Annotated in this window: 21 protein-coding genes, 1 tRNA gene and 1 pseudogene; 11 read left to right on the forward strand and 12 right to left on the reverse strand. The window is 71.0% G+C overall.

The features are described from left to right. Positions 1 to 99: 99 nt before the first annotated feature. Entirely contained in the window at positions 100 to 564 is a 465-nt protein-coding gene (locus tag ABZ340_RS04305; RefSeq protein ID WP_358780208.1) for a GatB/YqeY domain-containing protein, read from the reverse strand. A gap of 198 nt (positions 565 to 762) precedes the next feature. Here ABZ340_RS04305 and ABZ340_RS04310 point away from each other — a divergent pair, with 198 nt between their 5' ends. From ABZ340_RS04310 to ABZ340_RS04330, 5 genes are all read left to right on the forward strand, one after another. Continuing rightward, entirely contained in the window at positions 763 to 1,692 is a 930-nt protein-coding gene (locus tag ABZ340_RS04310) for a metallophosphoesterase (RefSeq protein WP_358780209.1), read from the forward strand. Between the two features lie 142 nt (positions 1,693 to 1,834). After that, complete coding sequence (locus ABZ340_RS04315; RefSeq protein WP_358780210.1) at positions 1,835 to 2,614, forward strand: Pr6Pr family membrane protein; 780 nt, start codon at positions 1,835 to 1,837, stop codon at positions 2,612 to 2,614. Between the two features lie 34 nt (positions 2,615 to 2,648). Continuing rightward, a tRNA-Pro gene (locus ABZ340_RS04320) sits at positions 2,649 to 2,722 on the forward strand. Between the two features lie 219 nt (positions 2,723 to 2,941). Beyond that, a complete protein-coding gene (locus ABZ340_RS04325) occupies positions 2,942 to 4,189 on the forward strand; it encodes an XRE family transcriptional regulator (protein WP_358780211.1) in 1,248 nt (415 codons plus the stop codon). Positions 4,190 to 4,516: 327 nt separating this feature from the next. Further along, on the forward strand, positions 4,517 to 5,224 hold the full coding sequence (locus ABZ340_RS04330; protein WP_358780212.1) for a response regulator transcription factor: 708 nt from the start codon (positions 4,517 to 4,519) through the stop codon (positions 5,222 to 5,224). Here the strand turns inward: ABZ340_RS04330 and ABZ340_RS04335 are convergent. Further along, positions 5,210 to 6,850 carry an ATP-binding protein gene (locus ABZ340_RS04335; RefSeq protein WP_358780213.1) on the reverse strand — a complete coding sequence of 547 codons (1,641 nt, stop codon included), beginning with the start codon at positions 6,848 to 6,850 and terminating at the stop codon, positions 5,210 to 5,212. The genes ABZ340_RS04330 and ABZ340_RS04335 overlap by 15 nt on opposite strands. Before the next feature lie 286 nt (positions 6,851 to 7,136). Between ABZ340_RS04335 and ABZ340_RS04340 the strand changes: the two genes are divergently transcribed. Beyond that, positions 7,137 to 7,490 (forward strand): SH3 domain-containing protein, encoded by a 354-nt coding sequence (locus ABZ340_RS04340; protein ID WP_358780214.1) that lies wholly within the window; start codon positions 7,137 to 7,139, stop codon positions 7,488 to 7,490. Positions 7,491 to 7,599: 109 nt separating this feature from the next. Here ABZ340_RS04340 and ABZ340_RS04345 read toward each other — a convergent pair whose 3' ends face one another. From ABZ340_RS04345 to ABZ340_RS04360, 4 genes are all read right to left on the reverse strand, one after another. Beyond that, on the reverse strand, positions 7,600 to 8,781 hold the full coding sequence (locus ABZ340_RS04345; RefSeq protein ID WP_358780265.1) for an ABC transporter permease: 1,182 nt from the start codon (positions 8,779 to 8,781) through the stop codon (positions 7,600 to 7,602). Positions 8,782 to 8,897: 116 nt separating this feature from the next. Next, on the reverse strand, positions 8,898 to 9,608 hold the full coding sequence (locus ABZ340_RS04350) for an ABC transporter ATP-binding protein (RefSeq protein ID WP_358780215.1): 711 nt from the start codon (positions 9,606 to 9,608) through the stop codon (positions 8,898 to 8,900). Beyond that, positions 9,605 to 10,909: a peptidoglycan-binding domain-containing protein gene (locus ABZ340_RS04355; RefSeq protein ID WP_358780216.1), complete on the reverse strand. Its 1,305-nt coding sequence runs from the start codon at positions 10,907 to 10,909 to the stop codon at positions 9,605 to 9,607. Before ABZ340_RS04355 ends, ABZ340_RS04350 begins: the two co-directional genes overlap by 4 nt. Before the next feature lie 2 nt (positions 10,910 to 10,911). Further along, entirely contained in the window at positions 10,912 to 11,448 is a 537-nt protein-coding gene (locus ABZ340_RS04360) for a hypothetical protein (protein WP_358780217.1), read from the reverse strand. A 292-nt stretch (positions 11,449 to 11,740) separates the two neighbouring features. On the opposite strand from ABZ340_RS04360, the gene ABZ340_RS04365 reads away from it, so the two are divergent. Both ABZ340_RS04365 and ABZ340_RS04370 read left to right on the forward strand, forming a co-directional pair. Then, positions 11,741 to 12,760, forward strand: coding sequence for a sporulation protein (locus ABZ340_RS04365; RefSeq protein ID WP_358780218.1), 1,020 nt, complete (start codon positions 11,741 to 11,743; stop codon positions 12,758 to 12,760). 107 nt (positions 12,761 to 12,867) lie between these two features. Continuing rightward, positions 12,868 to 13,323 carry a TerB family tellurite resistance protein gene (locus tag ABZ340_RS04370; RefSeq protein WP_358780219.1) on the forward strand — a complete coding sequence of 152 codons (456 nt, stop codon included), beginning with the start codon at positions 12,868 to 12,870 and terminating at the stop codon, positions 13,321 to 13,323. A gap of 145 nt (positions 13,324 to 13,468) precedes the next feature. Here ABZ340_RS04370 and ABZ340_RS04375 read toward each other — a convergent pair whose 3' ends face one another. Both ABZ340_RS04375 and ABZ340_RS04380 read right to left on the reverse strand, forming a co-directional pair. Continuing rightward, positions 13,469 to 14,401, reverse strand: coding sequence for a M56 family metallopeptidase (locus ABZ340_RS04375; protein WP_358780220.1), 933 nt, complete (start codon positions 14,399 to 14,401; stop codon positions 13,469 to 13,471). Between the two features lie 6 nt (positions 14,402 to 14,407). Next, positions 14,408 to 14,803 carry a BlaI/MecI/CopY family transcriptional regulator gene (locus ABZ340_RS04380; protein ID WP_358780221.1) on the reverse strand — a complete coding sequence of 132 codons (396 nt, stop codon included), beginning with the start codon at positions 14,801 to 14,803 and terminating at the stop codon, positions 14,408 to 14,410. A 205-nt stretch (positions 14,804 to 15,008) separates the two neighbouring features. Between ABZ340_RS04380 and ABZ340_RS04385 the strand changes: the two genes are divergently transcribed. Then, positions 15,009 to 15,320 (forward strand): twin-arginine translocase TatA/TatE family subunit, encoded by a 312-nt coding sequence (locus ABZ340_RS04385; protein ID WP_358780222.1) that lies wholly within the window; start codon positions 15,009 to 15,011, stop codon positions 15,318 to 15,320. Positions 15,321 to 16,030: 710 nt separating this feature from the next. Then, positions 16,031 to 17,406 (forward strand): annotated as a pseudogene (locus ABZ340_RS04390) (IS1380 family transposase). A 585-nt stretch (positions 17,407 to 17,991) separates the two neighbouring features. Here ABZ340_RS04390 and ABZ340_RS04395 read toward each other — a convergent pair. From ABZ340_RS04395 to ABZ340_RS04410, 4 genes are all read right to left on the reverse strand, one after another. After that, positions 17,992 to 18,411, reverse strand: coding sequence for a hypothetical protein (locus ABZ340_RS04395; protein ID WP_358780223.1), 420 nt, complete (start codon positions 18,409 to 18,411; stop codon positions 17,992 to 17,994). 9 nt (positions 18,412 to 18,420) lie between these two features. After that, entirely contained in the window at positions 18,421 to 19,182 is a 762-nt protein-coding gene (locus tag ABZ340_RS04400; RefSeq protein ID WP_358780224.1) for a hypothetical protein, read from the reverse strand. A 700-nt stretch (positions 19,183 to 19,882) separates the two neighbouring features. Next, a complete protein-coding gene (locus tag ABZ340_RS04405) occupies positions 19,883 to 20,287 on the reverse strand; it encodes a hypothetical protein (protein WP_358780225.1) in 405 nt (134 codons plus the stop codon). After that, positions 20,178 to 21,185 carry an FG-GAP-like repeat-containing protein gene (locus ABZ340_RS04410; RefSeq protein WP_358780226.1) on the reverse strand — a complete coding sequence of 336 codons (1,008 nt, stop codon included), beginning with the start codon at positions 21,183 to 21,185 and terminating at the stop codon, positions 20,178 to 20,180. The genes ABZ340_RS04405 and ABZ340_RS04410 overlap by 110 nt, the downstream gene beginning before the upstream one ends. A gap of 314 nt (positions 21,186 to 21,499) precedes the next feature. On the opposite strand from ABZ340_RS04410, the gene ABZ340_RS04415 reads away from it, so the two are divergent. Then, the gene (locus tag ABZ340_RS04415) at positions 21,500 to 21,790 is read left to right on the forward strand and encodes a zinc-ribbon domain-containing protein (RefSeq protein ID WP_358780227.1); all 291 of its coding nucleotides are present in this window, start codon (positions 21,500 to 21,502) and stop codon (positions 21,788 to 21,790) included. The last annotated feature ends 1 nt before the right edge of the window (position 21,791 follow it).

Consider the following 21,791-nt stretch of genomic DNA (forward strand, 5'->3'; position numbering starts at 1 on the left):
GACCGCACCGGTCGCCGGCCACGAGAGTGACACGGCCCCGGTGCCCGCGTACGACGGACGCGTACGCGGGCACCGGGGCCGTTCTGCCTTCGGGGACGGTCAGCCGGCGAGCATCTTCTTGACCGCGGCGGCGACGCGACCGCCCTCCGCCTGCCCCGCGACCTTCGGGTTCACGATCTTCATCACGGCGCCCATGGCCCGCGGCCCCTCGGCACCGGCCGCCTTCGCCTCCTCGACGGCCTGGGCGACGATCGCGTCCAGCTCCTCGTCGGACAGCTGCTTGGGCAGGTAGGCGGCGAGGACCTCCCCCTCCGCCTTCTCCCGCTCGGCCTGCTCGGTGCGACCGCCCTGCGCGAAGGCCTCGGCCGCCTCGCGGCGCTTCTTCGCCTCCCGGGTGATCACCTTCTGCACCTCGTCGTCGGAGAGCTCGCGCTTCTCCTTGCCCGCGACCTCCTCCTTGGTGATCGCGGCGAGTGTCAGCCGGAGCGTCGAGGAGCGGAGCTCGTCGCGCTCCTTGATCGCGGCGTTGAGGTCATCCTGCAGCTTCGACTTGAGCGTGGTCATGGGGTTGATTGTCGCAGGTGGGGAAGGAAAGGCGCCGTCGATTTACCCGCCGGCCCGCCTTCGGTCCGCCCTCGGTCCGCCCATCGGCGCGGGGAAGACGGCGACGGGCGGCGGCCGGGTCCGTGCCCATGGGCGCCCGGATCGTCGGTACCGGCGGCCGGGACGTGCCGTACCGCCGTGGTCTGACACGATGGACACATGCGCGCGCGATACGGAGTACCCCTGGGAATCACGGCGGTTGGCGCCGCCGGTCTGGTCTACGCGGCGGGCTTCGAGGCCCGTTCCTTCCGTCTGCGACGGGTGACGGTTCCCGTCCTGCCGTCCGGGATGCGCCCCCTGCGCGTGCTGCAGGTCTCCGACATCCACATGGTCGGCGGGCAGCGCAAGAAGCAGCGCTGGCTGCGCTCGCTGGCGGGCCTGCGCCCCGACTTCGTGATCAACACGGGCGACAACCTGTCCGACCCGGAGGGCGTCCCGGAGGTCCTGGACGCCCTCGGCCCCCTGATGGAGTTCCCCGGGGCGTACGTCTTCGGCTCCAACGACTACTACGGCCCCAAGCTGCGCAATCCCGCCCGCTACCTGATCGAGAAGGTCCAGGGCCGCCACGGCCTGAACGGCAACCCGCCCGCCGTGGGAGCGGTCCACAACCCGTGGGAAGACCTCCGCGACGGCTTCGACGCGGCAGGCTGGCTGAACCTGACGAACACGCGCGGCACCCTGAAGATCGAGGGCGTCTCGGTGGAGCTGACGGGCCTGGACGACCCGCACATCAAGCGGGACCGGTACGCGCGGGTCGCGGGCGGCCCGTCCGGGTCCGCGGACTTCTCGATGGGCGTCGTCCACGCCCCCTACCTGCGCGTCCTGGACTCCTTCACCACGGACGGCTACCCCCTGATCCTCGCCGGTCACACCCACGGCGGCCAGCTGTGCATCCCCTTCTACGGCGCCCTGGTCACCAACTGCGACCTGGACACCGACCGCGTGAAGGGCCTGTCCACGCACACGGCGGACGGCCGTACGGCCTACCTCCACGTCTCCGCGGGCTGCGGCACCAACCGCTACACCCCGGTCCGCTTCGCCTGCCCGCCGGAGGCGACGCTGCTGACGCTGGTGGGCCGGGAACGGTAGGCCGGGAACGGTAGGACGCGGCCCGGCACGACCACCGCCGCGGGCGATGACTGTGTGTGGGGGGGCGGCCCGGGACGCCGGGTCATCCCCCGCACGGCCCACCCGCATGGTCCCGTTCGCCCCACATTCCTACCGTGAGGGCATGACCGCCCCGATACCCAGGGACATACCGGATCTGCCCGCGGTCCCGGGCATGCCCAAGCCGCTGTCCTCCCCCGTGCCCGCCGCGGCCGTCCTCACCCCCGTACGGCGCCCGTTCGCCGCCGCCTTCCGCCTGCTGACCGCCCTCCTGGCCGTCACCGGCGTCACGATCGCGCTCCTCCTCGGCGGCCCGCTCCGGGCCCTGAGCCACTTCACGGTCCAGAGCGCCATCCTGCTGGCCCTGGTCCTCACCCTCTCGGCCTGCCGCGCCTGGACCGCCCGCCACCCCCTGCCGGCCGCCCTGACCGGCGCGGCACTGCTGTACGTCCTCACCGCCGCCCTGGTCCACCACCTGCTCCTGGCCGACGCGGCGGGCCCCTCCTCCCTGACGGGCGGAGCCGTCACGGGCCTGCGTTCCACGGCGGACCACCTCCTGCACACGGCCGTCCCGATCGCCGCCGCCCTGGACTGGCTCCTCCTGACCGCCCCCGGCCGCCTGCGCCTGCGCCACGCCGCCCCATGGCTGCTCTTCCCCCTGGCCTACCTGGCGTTTTCCCTGCTCCGGAGCGAGATCCTCGTCACAGGCACCACGGCCCGCCACCTCTACCCCTTCCTCGACATCGCCCGGCACGGCTACAAGGGGGTCCTGGGCAACGCCCTCCTCCTGGGCCTGTCCCTGTACGCCCTGGCCGTCCTCCTGGTGGGCCTCGACCACGCCCGCCCGGACCCGACCCGCCGCCGCCCGAAAACCGGATTTCGTCTCCAGCCACCAGTGGGCTAAAGTAAACGTCGTCGCCGCGAACAGCAGCGACACTCGGGGTGTAGCGCAGCTTGGCAGCGCGCTTCGTTCGGGACGAAGAGGTCGTGGGTTCAAATCCCGCCACCCCGACGCTGGTCAGAGGGCACGTACGGAAATCCGTACGTGCCCTCTGTCGTGTTCGGGGGCCAAACGAGGGTGATCAGGTCACCGCGTCGCCCTCTTCCTGGTCTGCCGGGCACTTCTCCCGGGCCCTCTCCCTCCCCCCTGATGCCCCGCTCCTGCTTCTGCCTCGCTTTCCCGGCCCCTCTCGCGCGGGGAGACTCGGAGGAGGCGCTCGGAGGAGGGCACATGACCGACGACAGACCTGCCTGGGCACGGCGCATCGCTGCCGAACGGTCGGCGCGCGGCTGGTCGCGGCGTGATGCGGTCCGGGCGCTGCGGGCGCACGCCCCCACGGCGCTCCCGGCGGAGGACAGCATGGTGCGCCGGTGGAAGGGCTGGGAGTCGGGCCGGCTGCCGGACGACTTCTACCAACCGATCATCGCGGCCACGTTCGGCACGGTGACGCGTGCCCTCTTCCCCGCGCCGTCGCGCCGGGACGGGGACAAGGAGATCGTGGCCGCGAGCGGCATGGAGACGCTGGAGGCCGTGAGCCGGCTGAACCGCTCCGACGTCGACGACGCCACGCTCGACGCGCTGCGCGTCACGGCCGACCGGCTCGCCTCCGAGTACCCGTTCATGCCCGGCGAACAGCTCCTCGTCGAGGGGCGCCAGTGGCTCCGCCGTGTGATCGGGCTCCGCACGAAGAGCCTCACGCTCGCCCAGCGCCGCGAAGTGCTGGCCCTGTCCGGTTGGCTCGCGCTGCTGGTCGGTTGTGTGGAGTACGACACGGGGGACCGTCACGCGGCCGAGTCGGCACGGCGTGCTGCTCTCTCCCTCGCGGCCGAGGCCGGGCACGCCGAGGTGGCCGGGTGGGCCCACGAGATGCGCGCGTGGTTCGCCCTCACGACCGGTGACTACCGCGGTGCCATCACGGCAGCACGGGCCGGGCTCGACGTGGCGCCGCATCACGGCGTCGCCGTTCAGCTCGCGGCGCAGGAGGCCAAGGCGTGGGCACGGCTCGGGGACCGACGACACGTCGAGGTGGCCCTCGACAAGGGCCGGCGGATGCTCGAAGCGATGCCGTATCCCGAGAACCCGGACCACCACTTCGTGGTGGACCCGGCCAAGTTCGACTTCTACGCGATGGACTGCCACCGCCTCGTCGGCGACGACAAGATCGCGCGCATGCTCGCCGAGGAGGTGCTGAGGGCGGGGACGGACCGCGACGGCACCGAACGTTCGCCGATGCGCAACGCGGAAGCGCGGGTCACGCTCGGAGTCACGGCAGCTCGCGAAGGCGACTTGGAGCAGGCACTCACCATGGGAGAACGGGCCCTCGCGGGGGAACGTCGGTCGGTGCCGTCGCTGATCATGACCAGCCGCGAACTCGCTGCCGAGATCCGGAGTCGCTACGCCGCGGAACCCGCGGCGCAGGACTACCTCGACCGGCTCCGCTCACTGGCGCGGGAGAAACCCGGTTTTCCGCCGCGATGAGGCTGCTCGGTCCAAAAGACCCAGCCCGGGGCCTTACCGCCCTGGACTGTTCCTTGCCCCGGAAACCCCGGAAACCCCGGAAACCCCGGAAACCCCGGAAACCCCGGAAACCCCGGAACAATGGAACGACATCCTCGCCTGGATCTGTCCGGGTCACCGTCACTCCGGAGTCGACGAGGTTCTCTCGGTGGAGTGGCAAGCCAGTGGCCCCTTCTCGGCCGGGAGGGGGCCACTGGTCTTTGCCGTGCGGCCGGTGACGCGGCGGGCGGCTGGCACGCCTGGTGTATTACCGTTCAGGAACGCGCAGGACCTTGCTGGGGGAGATCGGTGAGCGCTCGGATTCTGGTGGCCGAAGACGACGAGAAACAATCTCGACTGATCCGAATCTATCTGGAGCGGGAAGGGAACGTGGTGCAGGTCGTGGCCGATGGCCGCGCGGCACTGGAACGGGCCCGCTCGTCGAAACCCGATCTCCTCGTTCTCGATGTGATGCTGCCGCTGGTCGACGGACTTGATGTGTGCCGAATTCTGCGCACTGAATCGGACATTCCTATTCTTCTTCTCACCGCCCGCACCACCGAGGAGGACATGCTCCTCGGCCTCGACCTGGGTGCCGACGACTACCTCACCAAGCCCTACAGCCCCCGCGAGCTGACCGCCCGGGTACGGGCACTGCTGCGCCGGTCGAGGAAGGCCGCCGGCGCAGCGGAGCCCGCGGTGCTGCGGGTCGGCGCGGTGGAACTGGACACCGCGCGCTTCGAGGTCCGGGTGGCGGGGCAGCCCGTGGTCCTGACCGCCAAGGAGTTCGCCATCCTGGAGACACTGGCGCGGGAGCCGGGCCGGGTCTTCACCCGAGCGCAGATCATCGAGCGCGTCTTCGACTTCGACCACCACGTGCAGGAACGGACCGTCGACGCCCATGTGATGAACCTGCGCCGGAAACTGGAGACGGATCCCGGACGTCCCCGCCACCTGGAGACGGTGTACGGCCGGGGCTACCGTCTCAACGACGGTCCCGGCTCAGCATCCCCCTGACGCCCCGCCTCCCGGAGCCGTGGGCAGCACGATGGTGAACGTCGTGCCCGCCCCGACCGTGCTGCGCACCTCGATCGTCCCTCGGTGGTCGGTGATGATCTGGCGGGCGATGGACAGCCCCAGGCCACTGCCGCCGGTCGCCCGGCCCCGGGACGCGTCCGCCCGCCAGAAACGGTCGAAGAGATGCGGCAGGTCCTTCGCCGCTATCCCCTTGCCGGTGTCCCGCACCTCCACCACGGCCAGTTCCCCCCGGAGGATCAGCGCCAGGGTCACGCTGCCGCCCGCCGCGGTCGCCCGCAACGCGTTGCCCACCAGATTGCCGACGACCTGGCGCAGCCGGTCCGGATCCGCCGTCACGAACACGGGGCGCGACGCCTCCAGTTCGAGTGAGACGCCCGCCGCCTCGGCCTGGGCGCGGTGGGCCGTACGGCCGGTTTCCAGCAGCTCCCTCAAGTCGACCTCGGTGGGGTGGTAGGTGAGCGCGCCGGCTTCCGCCAGCGCGAGATCCTGGAGGTCGTCCACGATCCGCTGCTGCAGCATCGCCTCCTCGTGCAGGGAGGCGAGCAGTTCAGGGGTCGGTTCGACGACGCCGTCCCGCAGGGCCTCCAGGTAGCCGCGCAGATTGGCCAACGGGGTGCGCAGTTCGTGCGCGATGTCGCCGATGAGGCGGCGCTGGCGCTCCTCGCCGGCTTGGAGGGAATCGGCCATACGGTTGAAGGCGCCCCCGAGTTGCGCGATCTCGTCCCGGCCGGGGACGGGAACCCGGCGGCTCAGATCCCCCTCGCCGAGTCCCTTCGCGGCCAGCGTCATGGCCCGGACGGGGCGCAGTACGGCCCTGCTCAGGAGCAGGGCACCGAGGATGGCCGCGAGAGCGACCCCCACCGCGACGGCCACGGTGGGCGCGGCGGCCAGGGTGGGCGGTGACTCGTCCTGGACGCCCAGGCGGATCTCCAGGCGCGGCGGGGCGGCGGAGGCGGTCCGTTCGTTGAACACCCGTCGCAGGCAGTCGGCGAGCCGCGGCTCGGTCCCGCACGACCCGACCGCGTCAAGGTCCCGCGTGGTCGGTGGGTGTGCTCCCGGTTTCGGCTCCTCGCACTGCGCGGGCCGCCGGTCGGCGCTGATCCGGGGCACCCCGAAGTCGTCCGCGGCGGCCGTCACCTCCGCTCCGGCCCGGGTCAGGCAGGTCGCGTACGCCATCACCGCGCGGTAGTCGGCGATCGCCGTGGCGGTGAGTTTCATCGATGTCCGCGGTACCCGGCCCTCCGGGAACCGCAGGACGGGGCGCGGGTCGACCAGGACCGAGGGCTGACTGCCCGGCGCGCGGGGCTGACGGCCGGCGAGGGCGTCGGAGTCGGCGAGCAGGACGTCCGACTCCGTGACGACCCGGATGCGCTGACCGGTGTCCCGGGCGAGCTCGGCCACCGTGGGCGAGAGCCCTTCCCAGGTACCGTGCGCGAATCCGTACGCGCGCAGTTCGCCGGTGATCCGGGAGACCTCCTGGCGACCGGCCGCGACGGTCTCCTGCACCTGGCGGTTGGCCTGGCGCAGCGTCAGCCACGCGGTGGCGGCGGTGGCGGCCAGCGCCACCAGCATGAGCAGTCCGAGGACCCGGAGCCGGAAGCTCACCGCGCCTCCTTCAATTTTTTTCCGATTTCTGCAAGGGCACAATCGGCCAATACCACTCAAAAATAGATCATCACATTTCGCCTGGATGCTTTCTGGCCTCTTGTGAGCCAAAAGCGGTCACTCGTCGACGGAATGCTTTCTTCATCTTTTTTCGGAGGTGATCGCACTCAAGGCCACCCTCATCCCGGCTGATGCAGGGGCCGCCGCTTTCGCCCTGCCCTCGTCCGGCACGCGAGTGCGGCCACGCGAGTGCGGCACTGGCAAAAACAACACAAGGGGATTCAGTATGAAACGACTCGCAGCTCTCGTCCCAGTGCTCGCGGCCGCCGCCATGGCGGTTCCGCTGTCCCTGGCGACGCCGGCCGCCGCGCACGCCCCGTGCGGCACGACGGCCTCGGACAAGGACAGCAGCTCGTGGGGGAAGAGGGCCGACGGGGCCAACCAGCGCAGCGGCTCCAGCACCAGCTGTACCGTCAAGGGCATCGCCTACAGCACGCACGCGCTGGACTACCACTGCTACACCGTCGGCAACGACGGCTACACCTGGACGTACCTCGGAAACGACGCCACCGGGGTCACCGGCTGGGTGCGTGACGACCTGCTGAGCGACGGTGGCAGCTACGTCAGCTGCGGCTTCTGACAGCCCCTTCGCCGAACTGAGCACCTCGCAGTGACACACCGGCAGGGGCGGTCCCGATCGGGGCCGCCCCTGTCCCGTACGGGGACACCGCACGGGACAGGGACGGCGTTCAGGTGCCGGACAGTGCCTCCGTCGGGGACATCCTGCTCGCACGGACCGCCGGATACAGGCCGGCGATCATGCCGATGGCCAGGGTCGAGGCGATGCCCGCCAGGCTCGCCCACGCCGGGACCACCGTCGGCCAGCCGCGGCTGAGGGCGTATCCCGCCGTGATCAGTGTCCCGAGGACCGTTCCGGCCAGACCGCCGATGAGCGACAGCAGCAGTGACTCCGTCACGAACTGCGTACGGATCTGGCCCTCGGTCGCCCCGAGGGCGCGCCGCAGACCGATCTCCGGACGCCGTTCCAGTACCGAGACGACCATGGTGTTGCCGACGCCCACGCCGCCGACGAGCAGGGCGACTCCACCGAGGCCGAGCAGCAGCCCGGTCAGGGCCGACTCGGTGGCCTCGCGGGCCGCGAGCGCGTCGGAGGGCCGTGAGATCCGCACCTCACCCGGCTTCTCGGGGTACGCCGTGGCCGGGAGCACCGCCCGTACCGCCGTGACCCGGCTGTCCTCCGCGCGGACGTACACCGTCGACGGGTGGCCGTCGAAGTCCAGGTAGGTCCGGGCCGCCGGCCACCCGACCAGGGCGGCGCTGTCGAGTTCCGGTGCCAGCGGTACCGGATCGAGGACACCGATCAGCGAGAACCAGCGGCCGCCGAGCCAGACCCGGGTGCCCGGGGTGTACACGTCGAGCCGCTGGGCGGCGGTGGCTCCGAGCACCACCGCCGGGTACGCGTCGGTCGCGGAGTCCAGCCAGCGTCCCTTGCGCACCTGCCCGCCGACGGCCGGCAGGAGGTCGGTGCCGGCCGCGAGGACGGTCAGGGAGCCGGTCCGGCCGATGGCGATGTGGTCGTTGCGGTAGACGTGTGCGTCGGTCGCGCCGGTGGCGGCCACCTGTCGCACCGGCGGGATGCGGCGGATCATCGAGACGGCCTCGTGGGGCAGTTCGGACTTCTCACCCGTCAGGGACTCGCCCGGGGCCACCCGCAGCAGGTTCGTGCCGAGGGCGTCGAGCCGCCGGTCCACCTCCGCCTGCCCGGAACCGGAGATGCCGACCACCGCGATCATCGCGGCGACGCCGATGGCGATGCCGAGCGCGGAGAGGAAGACCCTCAGCGGACGGGTCCGCAGGCCCGTTCCGCCGAGCCGTACGACGTCCGCGGGCCCGAGCCGGGCGGCCCGCAGCCGCCGGCCGCCGGATGCGTCCGCCCGTCGGCGGACCCGGCCGCGGTCCGGTGCCGCCGGCGCGAGCCGGTCGTGCGTTTCCGGTTCCCGGCGGGGGACGTCCGGGGTGCCGCCCGTCACCGGGGTGCCCCGGTCGCCGCGCCGGCCGCCGTGTCGGCGACCAGGCGTCCGTCGCGCATCTCGATGCGCCGCGGGAGGTGCGCGGCTGTCTCGCGGTCGTGCGTGATGACCACGACGGTGGTGCCGGCCGCGTGCAGCTCGCGCAGCAGGGCGAGCACGGTCGCTCCCGACACGGAGTCGAGGTTGCCGGTCGGCTCGTCCGCGAGCAGTACCGAGGGCCCGCCGACCACCGCGCGGGCCACCGCGACCCGTTGCCGCTCGCCGCCGGAGAGCTGGTGGGGCAGGTGCCGGACGCGGTGGCTGAGCCCGACCCGGGCCAGCGCGGCCTCGGCCATGGCCCGGCGGCGCCGCAGCGGGACGCCCGCGTAGAGCAGTCCGTCCGCCACCGAGTCCAGGACCGGAACCCCGACCGCGAGATGGAACTGCTGGAAGACGAAACCGATCCGGGTGGCCCGCAGCGCGGAGACCTCGCGGTCGGACAGTTCCGCCACGTCGTAGCCGTCGACCAGGACCCGGCCCGCGGACGGCCGGTCGAGGCTGCCCATGAGATGGAGCATGCTGGACTTGCCGGACCCGGACGGTCCTACCACCCCGACCAGTTCCCCGCGCCCGATCCGCAGGCTCACGTCGCGGACCGCGGCCACACCGCCCGGATACGTCTTGGAGACGGCGTCGAACTCGACGACAGCCTGAGACCCGCCGTTCACTCCGGAATCCTCACCTTCAGCCCCTCGCGCACCGCGGGACCGCTCACTTCCACCTTGCCGTCGGCGAACAGTCCGGTCTTCACGGCGACGAAATCGCCGTTCGCCGTCTCCAGACCGTGGCCGCCCTCCGCGAGCGCCACCAGCGCGGCGACCGGGACGGTCAGCACGTCCTCGACCTCGCGGCCGACGTACTCGACGGTGACGGGGCCGCTCTCCAGCCGCCCCACGGACTTCTGGTCCTCGATGGTGACGGTCACCGGCAGGGTCGCGGCGCCCGGCCCCGAGCCGTCCTCGCCGGAGCCGCCCTCGGGCGCACTGGCCTGCCTGCCCACCGACGCCACCTCACCCTTCACGGACGTGCCGTCGGGCAGCCGGACCCGGACGGTCGTTCCGCGTACGGCCCAGGAGGCGTCCGCGGCCGAGGCGTCGACGACGACCTTGCGTGCCGTACCGGTGTACGTGAGGGCGTTCTCACCGACGGCCTCGCCGAGCCGGACGCCCGGCCGGCCGGTCCTCACCTTGCCGCCGGAGTAGACGACGTCCCCGATGCCGACCGTGCCGGTCTGCGGCACCCCGAGCGCCTTCTGCCAGCGCTCGACCGCGGCGGCGGTCCTGGCGGTGAACCTCTCGTCCACCGTGAAGCCGGTGTAGCCGAGGGCGGCCAGGTTCGTCTCGAACTGCAGGACGTCCATGCCCCTGAGCTCCGTCACCGCGGTGGTCCCCGCACCCGTCGGCACCGGGACCGCCGGTGCTGCCGAGGGGCTCGCGGCGGTGGCCTTGCCGGTCCCGCCGTCCGGCTGCCGCTCGCCGGGAACCCCGGTGCCTTCTCCGGTGCCTTCCCCGGTGCCGTCCCCGGGAGCGGTCCCGCCCCCGGGCGCGGCGGTGGTCAGGCCCAGGTCCCGGTACATGGGCAGCGACCCGTACAGCAGCACCACCGGGCGGTCGTCGACACGCAGCAGCGTGTCGCCGCGTTCCGCCGTGGTCCCCGCCTCGGGCAGCCATGTCACGGTTCCGGTCGCCTTGACCGGCAGGGGTGTCTCCGCGCCGTATCCCAGCCGGCCGTCCACCCGCGTGCGTTCGGTCAGCGTGGCCCGGGTCACCGGAACCAGCGAACCGGTCCGGGGCGGTGCGTCCGGGCCCTCGTCCCCACCGCCGCCGAGCCCCAGGGCGCCCACCACCGCGACCACCGCCGCGACGGCCACGGCAACGGCGATCAGCGCCGTGCGCCGCCCCCGTCCGCCGCGCGGCGGCCCGGCGTCCGTCCCGGGCCCGTCATCGAGCTGCGGCACCGTATCCGTCATGATCAGCCCTTGCCGGGGCCCGGGGTCGCCGGAACGCCCACGATCGGCCCGCAGATCCGCATGGCCCGCTCCGCGCCGGCCGAGCTCTGGTCCCACTCGCCCTGTCCGAGGCCGTCGGGGCCCGGGTCGGGGAAGTCGGCGGCCCCGTTGTCCTGCATGCACGTCGCGTACCGCTGCTTCACCTTGATCTGTTCGGCGGTGAGCTTGGACTGATTGCCCTTCTCGATGCTCTCGGGCACGGCTGCCAGGTGGCCGGCGCACTTCTCCATGGCGGCCCGGAACGTCGCGTCCTTCTTCAGGGAGGCGTCGTCACCGAAGTCGATGTTCCCCTTGCCGTCCGGGTCCGGGGCGTCGACCCCGTTCTCCCGCAGGCACTTCACGTACGTGCGCTGTGCCCGCACATAGGCGGCCACGTCGTCCCCGGCCCCCTGCCCGTCCGCGCCGGCGGACGGCGTGGCCGCCCCACCGCTCGCGGCCGTCGGGATCTCGGACTCGCTCCTGTCGCCCCCACAGCCGGTCAGCGCCAGTGCCAGTGTCATGACCGAGGCCGCCGCGGCCGGCAGTACCCGATTCGTCCTCACCGGTTCTCCCGCTCTCCTGTCTGGCCCGTCCGCGGACGCGGCGGGCAGACCGACCGTAGGGCGGGGCCGGTGAAGAACCTTTGAAGAACCTGTCAGCCGGTCGTGCGGCCGTGCGGCACCTCGCGACCGGCGCTCCCGGCCGGCTCCGGCCGCCCTATGCTTCTACTCGCTTGTAGAAGGGCGGTCGGCAGTGCCGCCCCGGCGACACACGCACGGCTGAACGGACAACGGATAAGGAGTGGACGCCACGATGGTGTTCAAACGACTGCTCGGCTCGCTCGGCGTGGGCGGCCCCACCGTCGACACGGTCCTCGACCCGGGCCCGGTCCGGCCCGGTGGCACGCTCACCGGCCAGGTCCACCTCCAGGGCGGCAACGCCGGCTTCGACATCGAGCACATCACCCTGGAGCTGGTGGCCCGGGTCGAGGCCGAGCACGCGGAGGGCGAGAGCGAGGGCGTCGTCGCCTTCGAGCGGTACACCGCCGGCGGCAGTTTCCGGCTCGCCGAGGGCGAGCGGCGCAGCGTGCCGTTCAGCGTGACGCTGCCGTGGGAGACGCCGGTCACCGAGCTGTACGGGCAGCCGCTGGGCGTCGTCCTCGGTGTGCGCACCGAGCTGGCGGTGGCCGGTGCCAGGGACAAGGGCGACCTCGATCCGCTGGCCGTCGGTCCGCTGCCCGTCCAGGAGGCGGTCCTCGAAGCGTTCGGCCGGCTCGGCTTCGGCTTCAAGTCGGCCGACCTGGAGTACGGGCGCATCGGCGGCACGGGGCAGCAGCTGCCCTTCTACCAGGAGATCGAGCTCACCCCGGCGCCGCAGTACGCGCACCAGGTGAACGAGATCGAGGTGACCTTCCTCGCCCACCCCGGCGGCATGGAGGTGGTGCTGGAGGCCGACAAGCGCGGCGGCTTCCTCTCCCCGGGCCACGACGCGCTCGCCCGCTTCACCGTCGGCCACGGCGACGCCCGCGACTGGGACGCCGAGGTCGACGGCTGGATCCGCCGGCTGGTCGAGCACCGGGCGTCGTACGGCTCCCACGACGCGTACGGCGCGTACGGTCACGGCGATCCGTACGGTGGCCACGGGCACGGGCACGGGCACGGGCACTACGGGCAGGGGGAGGCCCACCGGTCCGGTCCCGGGGTGGGAACCGCCGTCGCCGCGGGTGCCGCCGGGCTCGCGGTCGGTGTCGTCGGGGGCATGGTGGCCGCCGAAGTGGTCGACGAGATCGGGGACTTCTTCGAGGGCGAGGAGGGCGAGGAGGACGAGGGCTGAGCGGTCCGCTCCCGCGGGAACCGCCCCGGTAACTTCTACGTTGCTGTAGAAGATGCGGCCGCCCGGCTCGGGCGGCCGCGAAACCCCGTACCGCGTTTGGAGTTCTCATGGCCCTGTGGGACCGCCTCAAGGAGTCCGCGTCGACGATGCAGACCCAGCTCATGGCGAAGAAGAACGAGCTGAAGAGCGGCGCCTTCCGCGACGCGAGCATGGCGATGTGCGCGCTGGTCGCCGCCGCAGACGGCACGATCGACCCGTCCGAGCGGCAGCGCGTGGCCCAGCTGATCGCCACCAACGAGGTGCTGCGGAACTTCGACGCCGACGACCTGCGCCGCCGTTTCGAGAGCAACCTCGACAAGCTCACCGCCGACTTCGCCTTCGGCAAGGTGAGCGTCCTGCAGGAGGTCGCCAAGGCGAGGAAGAAGCCCGCCGAGGCCCGCGCGGTGGTCCAGATCGGCATCGTCATCGGCGGTGCCGACGGCGACTTCGACAAGGACGAGCAGGCCGTGGTCCGCGAGGCGTGCTACGCCCTCGACCTGCCGCCGCACGAGTTCGACCTCTGATTCGGCCTCTGATTCGGCCTCTGATTCGGCCTCTGAGCGGCGCGGGCCGCGCGGTGGGCCGGCGGTTCTTCATCGCCGGCCCGCCCCGGCCCACCCGGCGCCTCGGACGAGAGCCGGGGCGCCGGTGACCGCTTCCGGGTCCGGGTCACAGGGGCGTGGCGGCGCGGAGGATGAGGACCATCGTCACGGCGGAGTTCGCGGACGACATCGCCGACACGGCGGTCCCCGCCGCCGCGCCCCAGGCCGCCAGGCCGACCGAGGTGAACAGTGACGGCCAGCGGCGCACCGCCGGAGGGGGCCCGAGCAGGGCCGCCACCCGGCGCGGCACCGGCCCGGCCGCGGCGAAGCCCGCGAGGGTGGCCACCGGGGTGCCCCGGGACACCAGGGCCGCCTTGCCGATCGCGCACGCCACGGTCCGGCGGCTGCCGACCGCCTGGGCCGCGTCCTCGTCCGCCCACCGTTCCGTCGTGTACGACACCGCCGTCCGCAGCGGACGCAGGAAGGGGTTGGCCCGCGCGGCCAGCTGGACCGCGAGGAGGAAGCGGTGGTGGCGGGCGGCGAGGTGGGCGCGCTCGTGGGCGAACAGGGCCCGGCGCTCGGCCGGTTCCAGGCGGTCCAGCAGGGCCGTGGTCACCACCACGCGGTCCCGCCGGCCGCCCGGCAGCGCGTAGGCGTAGGGGATGTCGTCGGGGAGGACCGCCACCCCCGTCCCCCGCAGCCCGGCCAGTGCCCGGTGGGCGCGGCGGCGTACCCGGCCGTGCCGCCACAGCGCCCGGCCGCACGCCACCAGCACCGCGCACAGCGCGGGGATGGCCGCCTTGCCGACGACCTCGTCGTACGGGACCGCCGCGCGCACCTCCGGATCCGACCAGCCGTCGGGCAGCGGGTTGCCGGGGAGCTGGGCGGTGCCGACCACCATCACCAGGCCCAGGCAGACCGTGCTGCACGCCGCCATCACCGCGGCCACCCCGGTCAGCAGCCTGGTCGCGGTGCGCGGGTGCAGATGCTGCTCGGCCAGGCGCGCGATCGGCCACGCCGTCAGGGGCAGCACCAGCGGCAGAAAGACGAACACCCCCATCAGGCTTCAGTCTTCCCCTTCGTCACCGGCCTGCGCCCGGCCCAGCAGTTCCCGCAGCAGCCGCTCGTCGTCCGGGCGCAGGCCGGTGACGAAGCTGGCCAGCACCGCCTCGCGGTCGCTCTCCGCGTCGAGCACCTTGCGCATCTTGTGGGCGGCCAGGCCCGCCTGGTCGGAGGCGGGCGTCCAGGCGAAGGACCGGCCCGCGCGCTCCCGGGTGACCGCGCCCTTGGCCAGCAGCCGGGTCAGGATGGTGATGACGGTCGTATAGGCGAGGTCCCCGCCCAGGCGCTCTTGCACCCAGCCGGCCGTCGCCGGGCCGTCCGCCTCCCGCAGCGCCGACAGGACCAGCGCCTCCAGCTCGCCCTGTCCCCGTCGCCGGGGACGCTGCCGCCGTTCCGCCACGTCCCGTCTCCCTTCCGCCGCCGTCCGCTTCCCGGGCATCGTATAGACGTCCCGAGGAGCCCCGCCCCGCCCGGCGAGCCGCGCCGTTCCCGGCCACGCCCGCTCTCCGCCGCGCCCTCCGCATCATCGTGAAAGCCGGGACCACCTTCTCTACAGTCCTGTAGATTTCGACATCCCCGCGCCCGCGAGAAGGAGCAGAGCACCCGTGTTCGGAATCAGCGAACTGGCCGTCGTCCTCATCATCGTCATAGCCGTCCTCGCCGCCAGGAAGCTCCCGGAGCTGGCCCGCTCGGCGGGCAAGTCGGCCCGCATCCTCAAGGCCGAGGCGCGCGCGATGAAGGAGGAGAACAGGGCAGCGGATGGGGCGGCAGCGGACACGGCTCCCCGGATCGTCCGGGGGAAGACGGTGGGACCGGGCACCGGCCCGGCCGCCGGTGGCACGGAACGGCCGTCTGCACCCGTGTCCGAGTGGACCGGTCGCACCAAGAGTACGCCGCGGCAGGACGGCCGACCGTAGTTCCTCCATCTCCCCCGGCCTTGGTTCCGGCTCACGGGACCGGGGGCCTTCGCCCAAAGATCCGCCCGGTCTCACCAGTTCCGTCTCATGGGCGAGAACGACCGCCTGGGCCCGGTCGCGGAGCGACAGCTTGGCGAAGATCCGGGCCCCATGGGACTTCACCATGGCTGCACTCAAGATCGGTTCGGCGGCTGGCTCCGTGCTGGACAGGCCACGGCCCAGTAAGGACAGGAATCTCTGGTTCACGGGATGCCAAGGGCGGAAAGACGGCCGTGCACCGCGGGTGCGCCGATGGAAGGGGAGGCGAAGCGCTCCACCACTCGGCGGTGGCTTCCGGGCCGGCCGTCTTCGACATGCGGATGTCCAGCAACGATGCCCGGCCGGAGCTCGCGTGCCATCGGAGGCCTCGCCCACCACGCCGATGCCCCGGGTGGTGAGGATCAGCCGGCAGCCGGCTCCGATCGGCGTCCGGTCGTCGGTGACAAGTATCCGGGGCGCGCTCTCGGCCGCGGCCGGCGCACTCCCGTCGCCGTGGGGCGCGGGCGGCGCGTCCTCCTCGTCGGGGTCAGGAAAGGGCGGTACGACTAGCCTCGCGCTTTCACGAGGTGGGGTGTCCGAGACTTGATCAGATAAGCGGAGAGTGCTCCTGACCTGCAACGATAGGACTTGTCGAGGGTCCTGTTGGCTGCGCGGAAAGAAGCACTCTCCAGGTGAAGAAGCGTATCGGGTCGTACCCGCGTGTCCGCGTCGAGGGCGGCGGCCGGGCGGTGGTCTCGCAGGCCGAGGGCGTGTTGCTGGTCGAGACCGTCCGCAAGGCCGACTTGGACACCGCGATGTCAGCGGCGCTGACGCCGTGGCGGAAGGCTCGGGCGGTACACGATCCGGGCAAGGTCCTGCTGGACGTGGCCTGGCGGTCGCGCTGGGCGGGGACTGCCTCGCGGATGTCGCCATGCTGCGGGCCGAGCCGGCCGTGTTCGGGCCGGTCGCCTCCGACCCGACGGTCTCCCGCCTGATCGACACCCTCGCCGCCTCCGGCCAGAAAGCCCTGCGGGCCATCCGTGCCGCGCAGGCCAAAGTCCGTGAACAGGTCTGGCGGTTGGCCGACCGGGAAGCGCCTGATGCGGGCGGGACGGTGACCGTGGACCTCGACGGGGTGCTGGTGATCGCGCACTCGGACAAGGAGGACGCCGCACCCACGTGGAAGCGAACCTGTGGCCACCACCCGCTGATAGGGTTCGTCGACCACGGACCAGGCGGCACGGGTGAACCGATCGCGGCCCCGCTCAGACCAGGCAACGCTGGATCGAACACGGCCACCGACCACATCACCGCCGCTCAACTGGCCTTGGCCCAGCTGCCGAAAAAGTACCGGCGCGGGCAACGGACCCTGATCCGCACCGACTCCGCGGGCGGCACCCACGACTTCGTCGCCTGGCTCGCTCAGCGGGGACGATGGCTGTCCTACTCGGTCGGCATGGTGATCACCGAGGCGATCCACCAGCATGTGCTGAAGGTTCCGGCATCGGCATGGACGGTGGCCGTCGAGGCGGACGGCGAGATCCGCGACGGCGCCTGGGCCGCTGAACTCACCGGCGACGTTCTGGACGGCTGGCCCAAGGGCATGCGGCTGATCGTCCGCAAGGAACGGCCTCACCCCGGGGCCCAGTTGCGGCTCACGGACGCGGACGGCATGCGGTTGACCTGCTTCGCCACCAACGCCTTGGGCCGGCCGATCGCCGAACTCGAGCTCCGTCACCGGCTGCGGGCCCGGGCCGAGGACCGCATCCGCGCCGCCCGGGCCACCGGTCTGCGCAACCTGCCCCTGCACCGCACGGCCCAGAACCGGATCTGGCTGGAGATCGTGCAGATCACTCTCGACCTGCCGGCCTGGATGCCGATGCTCGCCCTGACCGGCAAGGCCAGGCTCTGGGAGCCCCGCCGCCTGCGGCTCCGCCTGTTCACCGCGGCCGGACAGCTCGGGACCACCGGCCGTCAGCGAATCCTCCGCCTGACCCGGCACTGGCCCTGGACCGGTCACATCACCGCAGCCCTCGACCGGCTCGCCCAACTGCCCGACCCTGGCTGACCAGCGGTTTCCCCGTCCCTTCGACAGCACCTCAACACCCGGAGCAGTGGAATCCGGCGCCATCCCGAGGCGACACTCGGGCCCTCGGCCTGCACAGCCTCAACCCACGGCACGAAAACGGTCCACCGACTTCGTCGACGGACCGTCACGAAAGATCGAGGCTAGGCCGTCCGGGTTGGGAGCATCAGCTGGACGGTAACGCGGGCGAAGTGCCAGGTGAGGGAATTCATATGATTACCCGACACTAATACTCGGAAGCCATTGTCGGACAGCAAGAGCCCCCAGGTTCACCTCATCGTGGACGGCCATTCCGCCCACCGCGTCCGAGTGATCCACGCCTGGCTTGCCGAACGCACCGACCGGATCGAGTTGCGCTTCCCACCCGCACGCGCCCGAGATCAACCCCGATGATCTGTCAGCGCCGACCTCGGTCACATCCTGCCGGTGTGCAGCGGGCTCTCGATCAGGCCCTCCCCGCAGCTGAGAACCGCCGACCCTCCCGCCACCACCGCCATACATCGTTCACGTCCCGTTCGGCGGTCTACACGTCCGCTACACCCCGAACAAAACCCCTTGAATACCCGATCAGCACTGCAAATACTCTTGCAACAGCGCAATATCCCGCGAATCCTTATCGCGCCCCACCCCATTTTCCCTGAACTTGATCTTCCACTCGAGAACCTTCTTGAGGGGCATGAATTTGATCCCCTCGATGGTCTCGGACTCCAGAATCAGAGAGTCGACAGGATAGCCAAACCAGCCATCCAGGACCTCAATGACCCCACCAGACAAAACTATGCGCTGCGCATACCCCAGCGGCGCAGCCTCCGGCCGCCCCAACTCCAGGGCAACTCTCCATGCGGATTCGCCAGCCACGACATCAATGTCGCCAATATCATCTCTAAGACCGTGCGCGAACATCGGCCCACTCCCAGCGATCACATAGCCATCCGCCGGAAGCCCAAGCGAGACAAGCTCTTGAAAGAAAGGATGCTCGCGCAGCATCTGGGCTCCCTAGAAAGGCGACAGACCAAGCCCCAGTCTAGTGACGCTGGACACTCCGAGGGCAGCAGCCACACTCACGAGAGTTCCAATCAGGTAGTAGTCACCGACCAGCCTCCCCCCTTCCCTTACTTCTGGAGCACGAGCAAAGGACTTTGCCGCCACCACCAAAGCGGCAGCTTCCGGGCTCCCCGAGACGAGGAAGGAGAATAGGATAAACCTCTCGATCCATCCAACGTGAGACCCGACTTCAACGAATTTTCTTACACTCGCCTGGAGTCGCCCGGCTGCAATTTCATCATCAATCTTTCCGATGAGTGGATTGACAGCCAGGGAGATCGGGAGCTGACATCCGAACACGGCCAGCAAAATACCCGATACCGTGATCACAAATCGGTCGTCACTGGAAACGACTTCCTTCAGCTGCTCCAGCCCGACACCCCAACCGATGTAGAACAAGAGAAATGTCGACGCAACCAAACCGGCGACCGCCGCATATCTAACGGGAGACATCGCAGGGAGCCAGTCGAAATTCACAGGCGAGCTGCCCCAGGGGCGGTTGAAGAGAGCGCCAAATGCAGACAGCAGGGTGACGCCCAGCAATAAAAGCCAGGCGTCAGCACTTCGACTCTCCGGGAGTATGACCACAGCCCCGTAAAGGAGAGCAAACAGGACTCCCCGCCAAGGTCCCTTCTTGAGCCAACCCAATGCAGCGGGCACGGATACCGCCGCAAGTAAGCCGATAGACGTACGCCCCAATTCCACGTCCAGCACTCCCCCTCCGACCATGGTGCGCCCAGCCTTGATTCGTCACTGAGCACACCGGATGCATGGTGCCACCTGGCAGATTACCCAGTGAGTACTTCCGGTGCGGCTACCGATCAGGAGACGGGATCAGGCTCCGCACGCAGGGGAAGCCCGCGCCGTCGAGGCTGGCGTCCGAAGTCCCAACCTCCTGAGCAGAAGCCTGGTTGGTTTCCCATCCTGTCGTACTCCACCTGCTTTGCTCCCCGGTTGAGTGGGTCACCATGCTCATCGTCACCTGTGAGGGCGACCGCCACTGCAAGCTCCGCCTCATCACCGTGTCCTGGCCGGTCTGATGCACCCGCACTGACACGACCCCCTCGCCCAGCTCACAATCGGCTCCACGTCTTCCGTCGGCACCGTCCGCGCCTGTGCCACCACCGTCATCAACCACCCGTCCACGCAAGCGCCCGGACAGCCACTTGCCCTCCGGGAGACCGATCCTGCGTACGTCCTTCTTGACGGCACGCTCACCAGGTGCGACCGGGCCGACGGCAGTCGGGCCGACCACTCCTACAAGCACCACCGCCACGGCGTGAACGTGCAGGCCGTGCCGGCTCCGTCCTCCCCGATCGTGCCTGCGCCGGAGCCGGCCTCTCAGGAGTGCGGTACCGTGCCGGTCCCTGGGTCATCACCGCCGCTCCGCCCTGCGGTGTGGCCGTCGATTCGCTCAGGCCGGTGCCGGTCGTCCGTTCCGGCCCATGGTGACGACCACGGCGGTGACGGCGGTGGTCCCGGCGAAGGTGCCCACCATGACCAGCCCCACGCCGATCACGAAGAGGCCGCTGCCGTCGTCCGACCAGTCGTAGAAGGCGGCGGCGGTCAGGCCGGCCGTGGGGCCGAGCACGGCTCCCACGAAGTGGCGCCGGTAGGCCGCCCAGCACACCGGCGGCAGCAGGGTCAGCACCAGCCCGATCACCTGCCAGGGCTCGTACGGGCCGGTCGACGAACCGTCGGGGTGCACGTCACGTTGCTGGTCCCAGCCCAGCCAAGCGGCCCACATCGCCGACGCCACCACGGCCGTCACGAGGGCCGACATCAGCCGGGGAAGGGATTTCTGCAGTCCTTGGCTCATGGCCCAAGCGTTGCGGGGCGGGCCGTCGGCGGCGAGAGCGCAGGTACTCAGTTCCGTCCGAGTACGTCATCGCACGAGTACCCGGTGTACGAGTACCCGGTGTACGGGCCCGGCCCCCTCCACGCCGAGAGCTGGGGCGCTCCGGCGTGGGGGGCCGGGCCTGGCGGTCGCGGCCGGTCTGGCAGAGGCCGTTGAGGCCCCACCATTCGCCGTCGGTCCGTGTGCCGGACGACAGCAGGCCGTTGCCCTGGCCCCGGTAGGTGACCAGCCAGCCGAGGTGGCCCGGGTAGCCGTCGATCACGTACTTCTCGTTGGTCACGGTGGCGAGGTCGGGGCGGCCGTCGCCGGAGAAGTCGCCGACCGCGACGAGGTTCGCCATGGCGTTCCAGCCGCCCTTGCCGGCCAGGACGCGCCCGCCGAGGGAACCGGCGGAGGTGCCCGGGTAGAACCACAGCTTGCCGGTGGACGCCTCCCGGGCGACGAGGTCCTCGCGGCCGTCACCGCTGAAATCACCGTGCCGGGCCAGGGCGTTCATGGCGTTCCAGCCGCCCGTGCCGATGAGCCGGCCGACGTCGTCCCGGACGATCATGTCGGCCTTGCGGTCGCCGTTCATGTCGCCGAAGCCCAGGGCCTTCGTGGAGGTCTCGGAGACCCAGTTCGAGTAGGCGTTCCGGCTGCACTCGCGCTCGGCGCGGACGAACTTGATCGAGCTGATCGTCGCGGTCGGGGACGAGGAGAGCTCACCGGCGCTGTTGGGGTCCTGAGGGAAGCAGCCGCCCCACGGGACGTAGTTCTTGTCCTCGTAGAGGCAGGCGATCGACTTCGTGGGGTTGGCGTACGAGCGGATCTTGTCGTTCCAGCCGCCCAGATCCGCGACGCTCTTGTTCGTCTTGTGCATCTGCCCGGTCGCGCCCTCGCCCGACCAGCCGCAGAAGTTACCCCACCGGGCAGTCGCACGCGCTCGCGGCGGCCGGAGCGGCGTTCACGGCGGCCAGGCCGGTGCCGGCGAGGACCAGGCCGACGAGCGTCGCCACGCCTCTGGTGAAACGGTTCCTCGTACGGTGTGTTCCCCTCCCCACCGATCAGTGATGATCGGAGTCGGCACTTTGACCCGCCGGGTACCGGTGGCTGTCCCCACCCGGCCCGCCTTTGCGGCCGGTCACTCCCGCTGGCACTGTGCAGACAGGTACCGACTCGGGAAGGCTCACGATCGTGATCATCTTTGGCACCAAGGGTTACCTGTACCAGCTCGCGATACTGACGCTGGTGTGCGGTCGTTGCGGCAATCCCTCCGCCCACGCCCTCTGCAAGCGCGTCACCAAGTTCACGCTGTTCTTCGTCCCGCTGTTCCCGTTCTCCACGAAGTACTCCACGCAGTGCACCTTCTGCGGAGCGGAACAGCAGGTCAGCCGGGAGCAGGCGGAGCAGTTGCAGGCGCAGGCGCAGGCCCCGGGCGGGCCGGCGCACGGGCAGCAGTCCCGGCAGCAGCCGTACGGGTCCTGAG

Origin of the sequence: Streptomyces sp. NPDC006134 (assembly GCF_040628835.1) — a bacterium.
GTDB lineage: Bacteria > Actinomycetota > Actinomycetes > Streptomycetales > Streptomycetaceae > Streptomyces.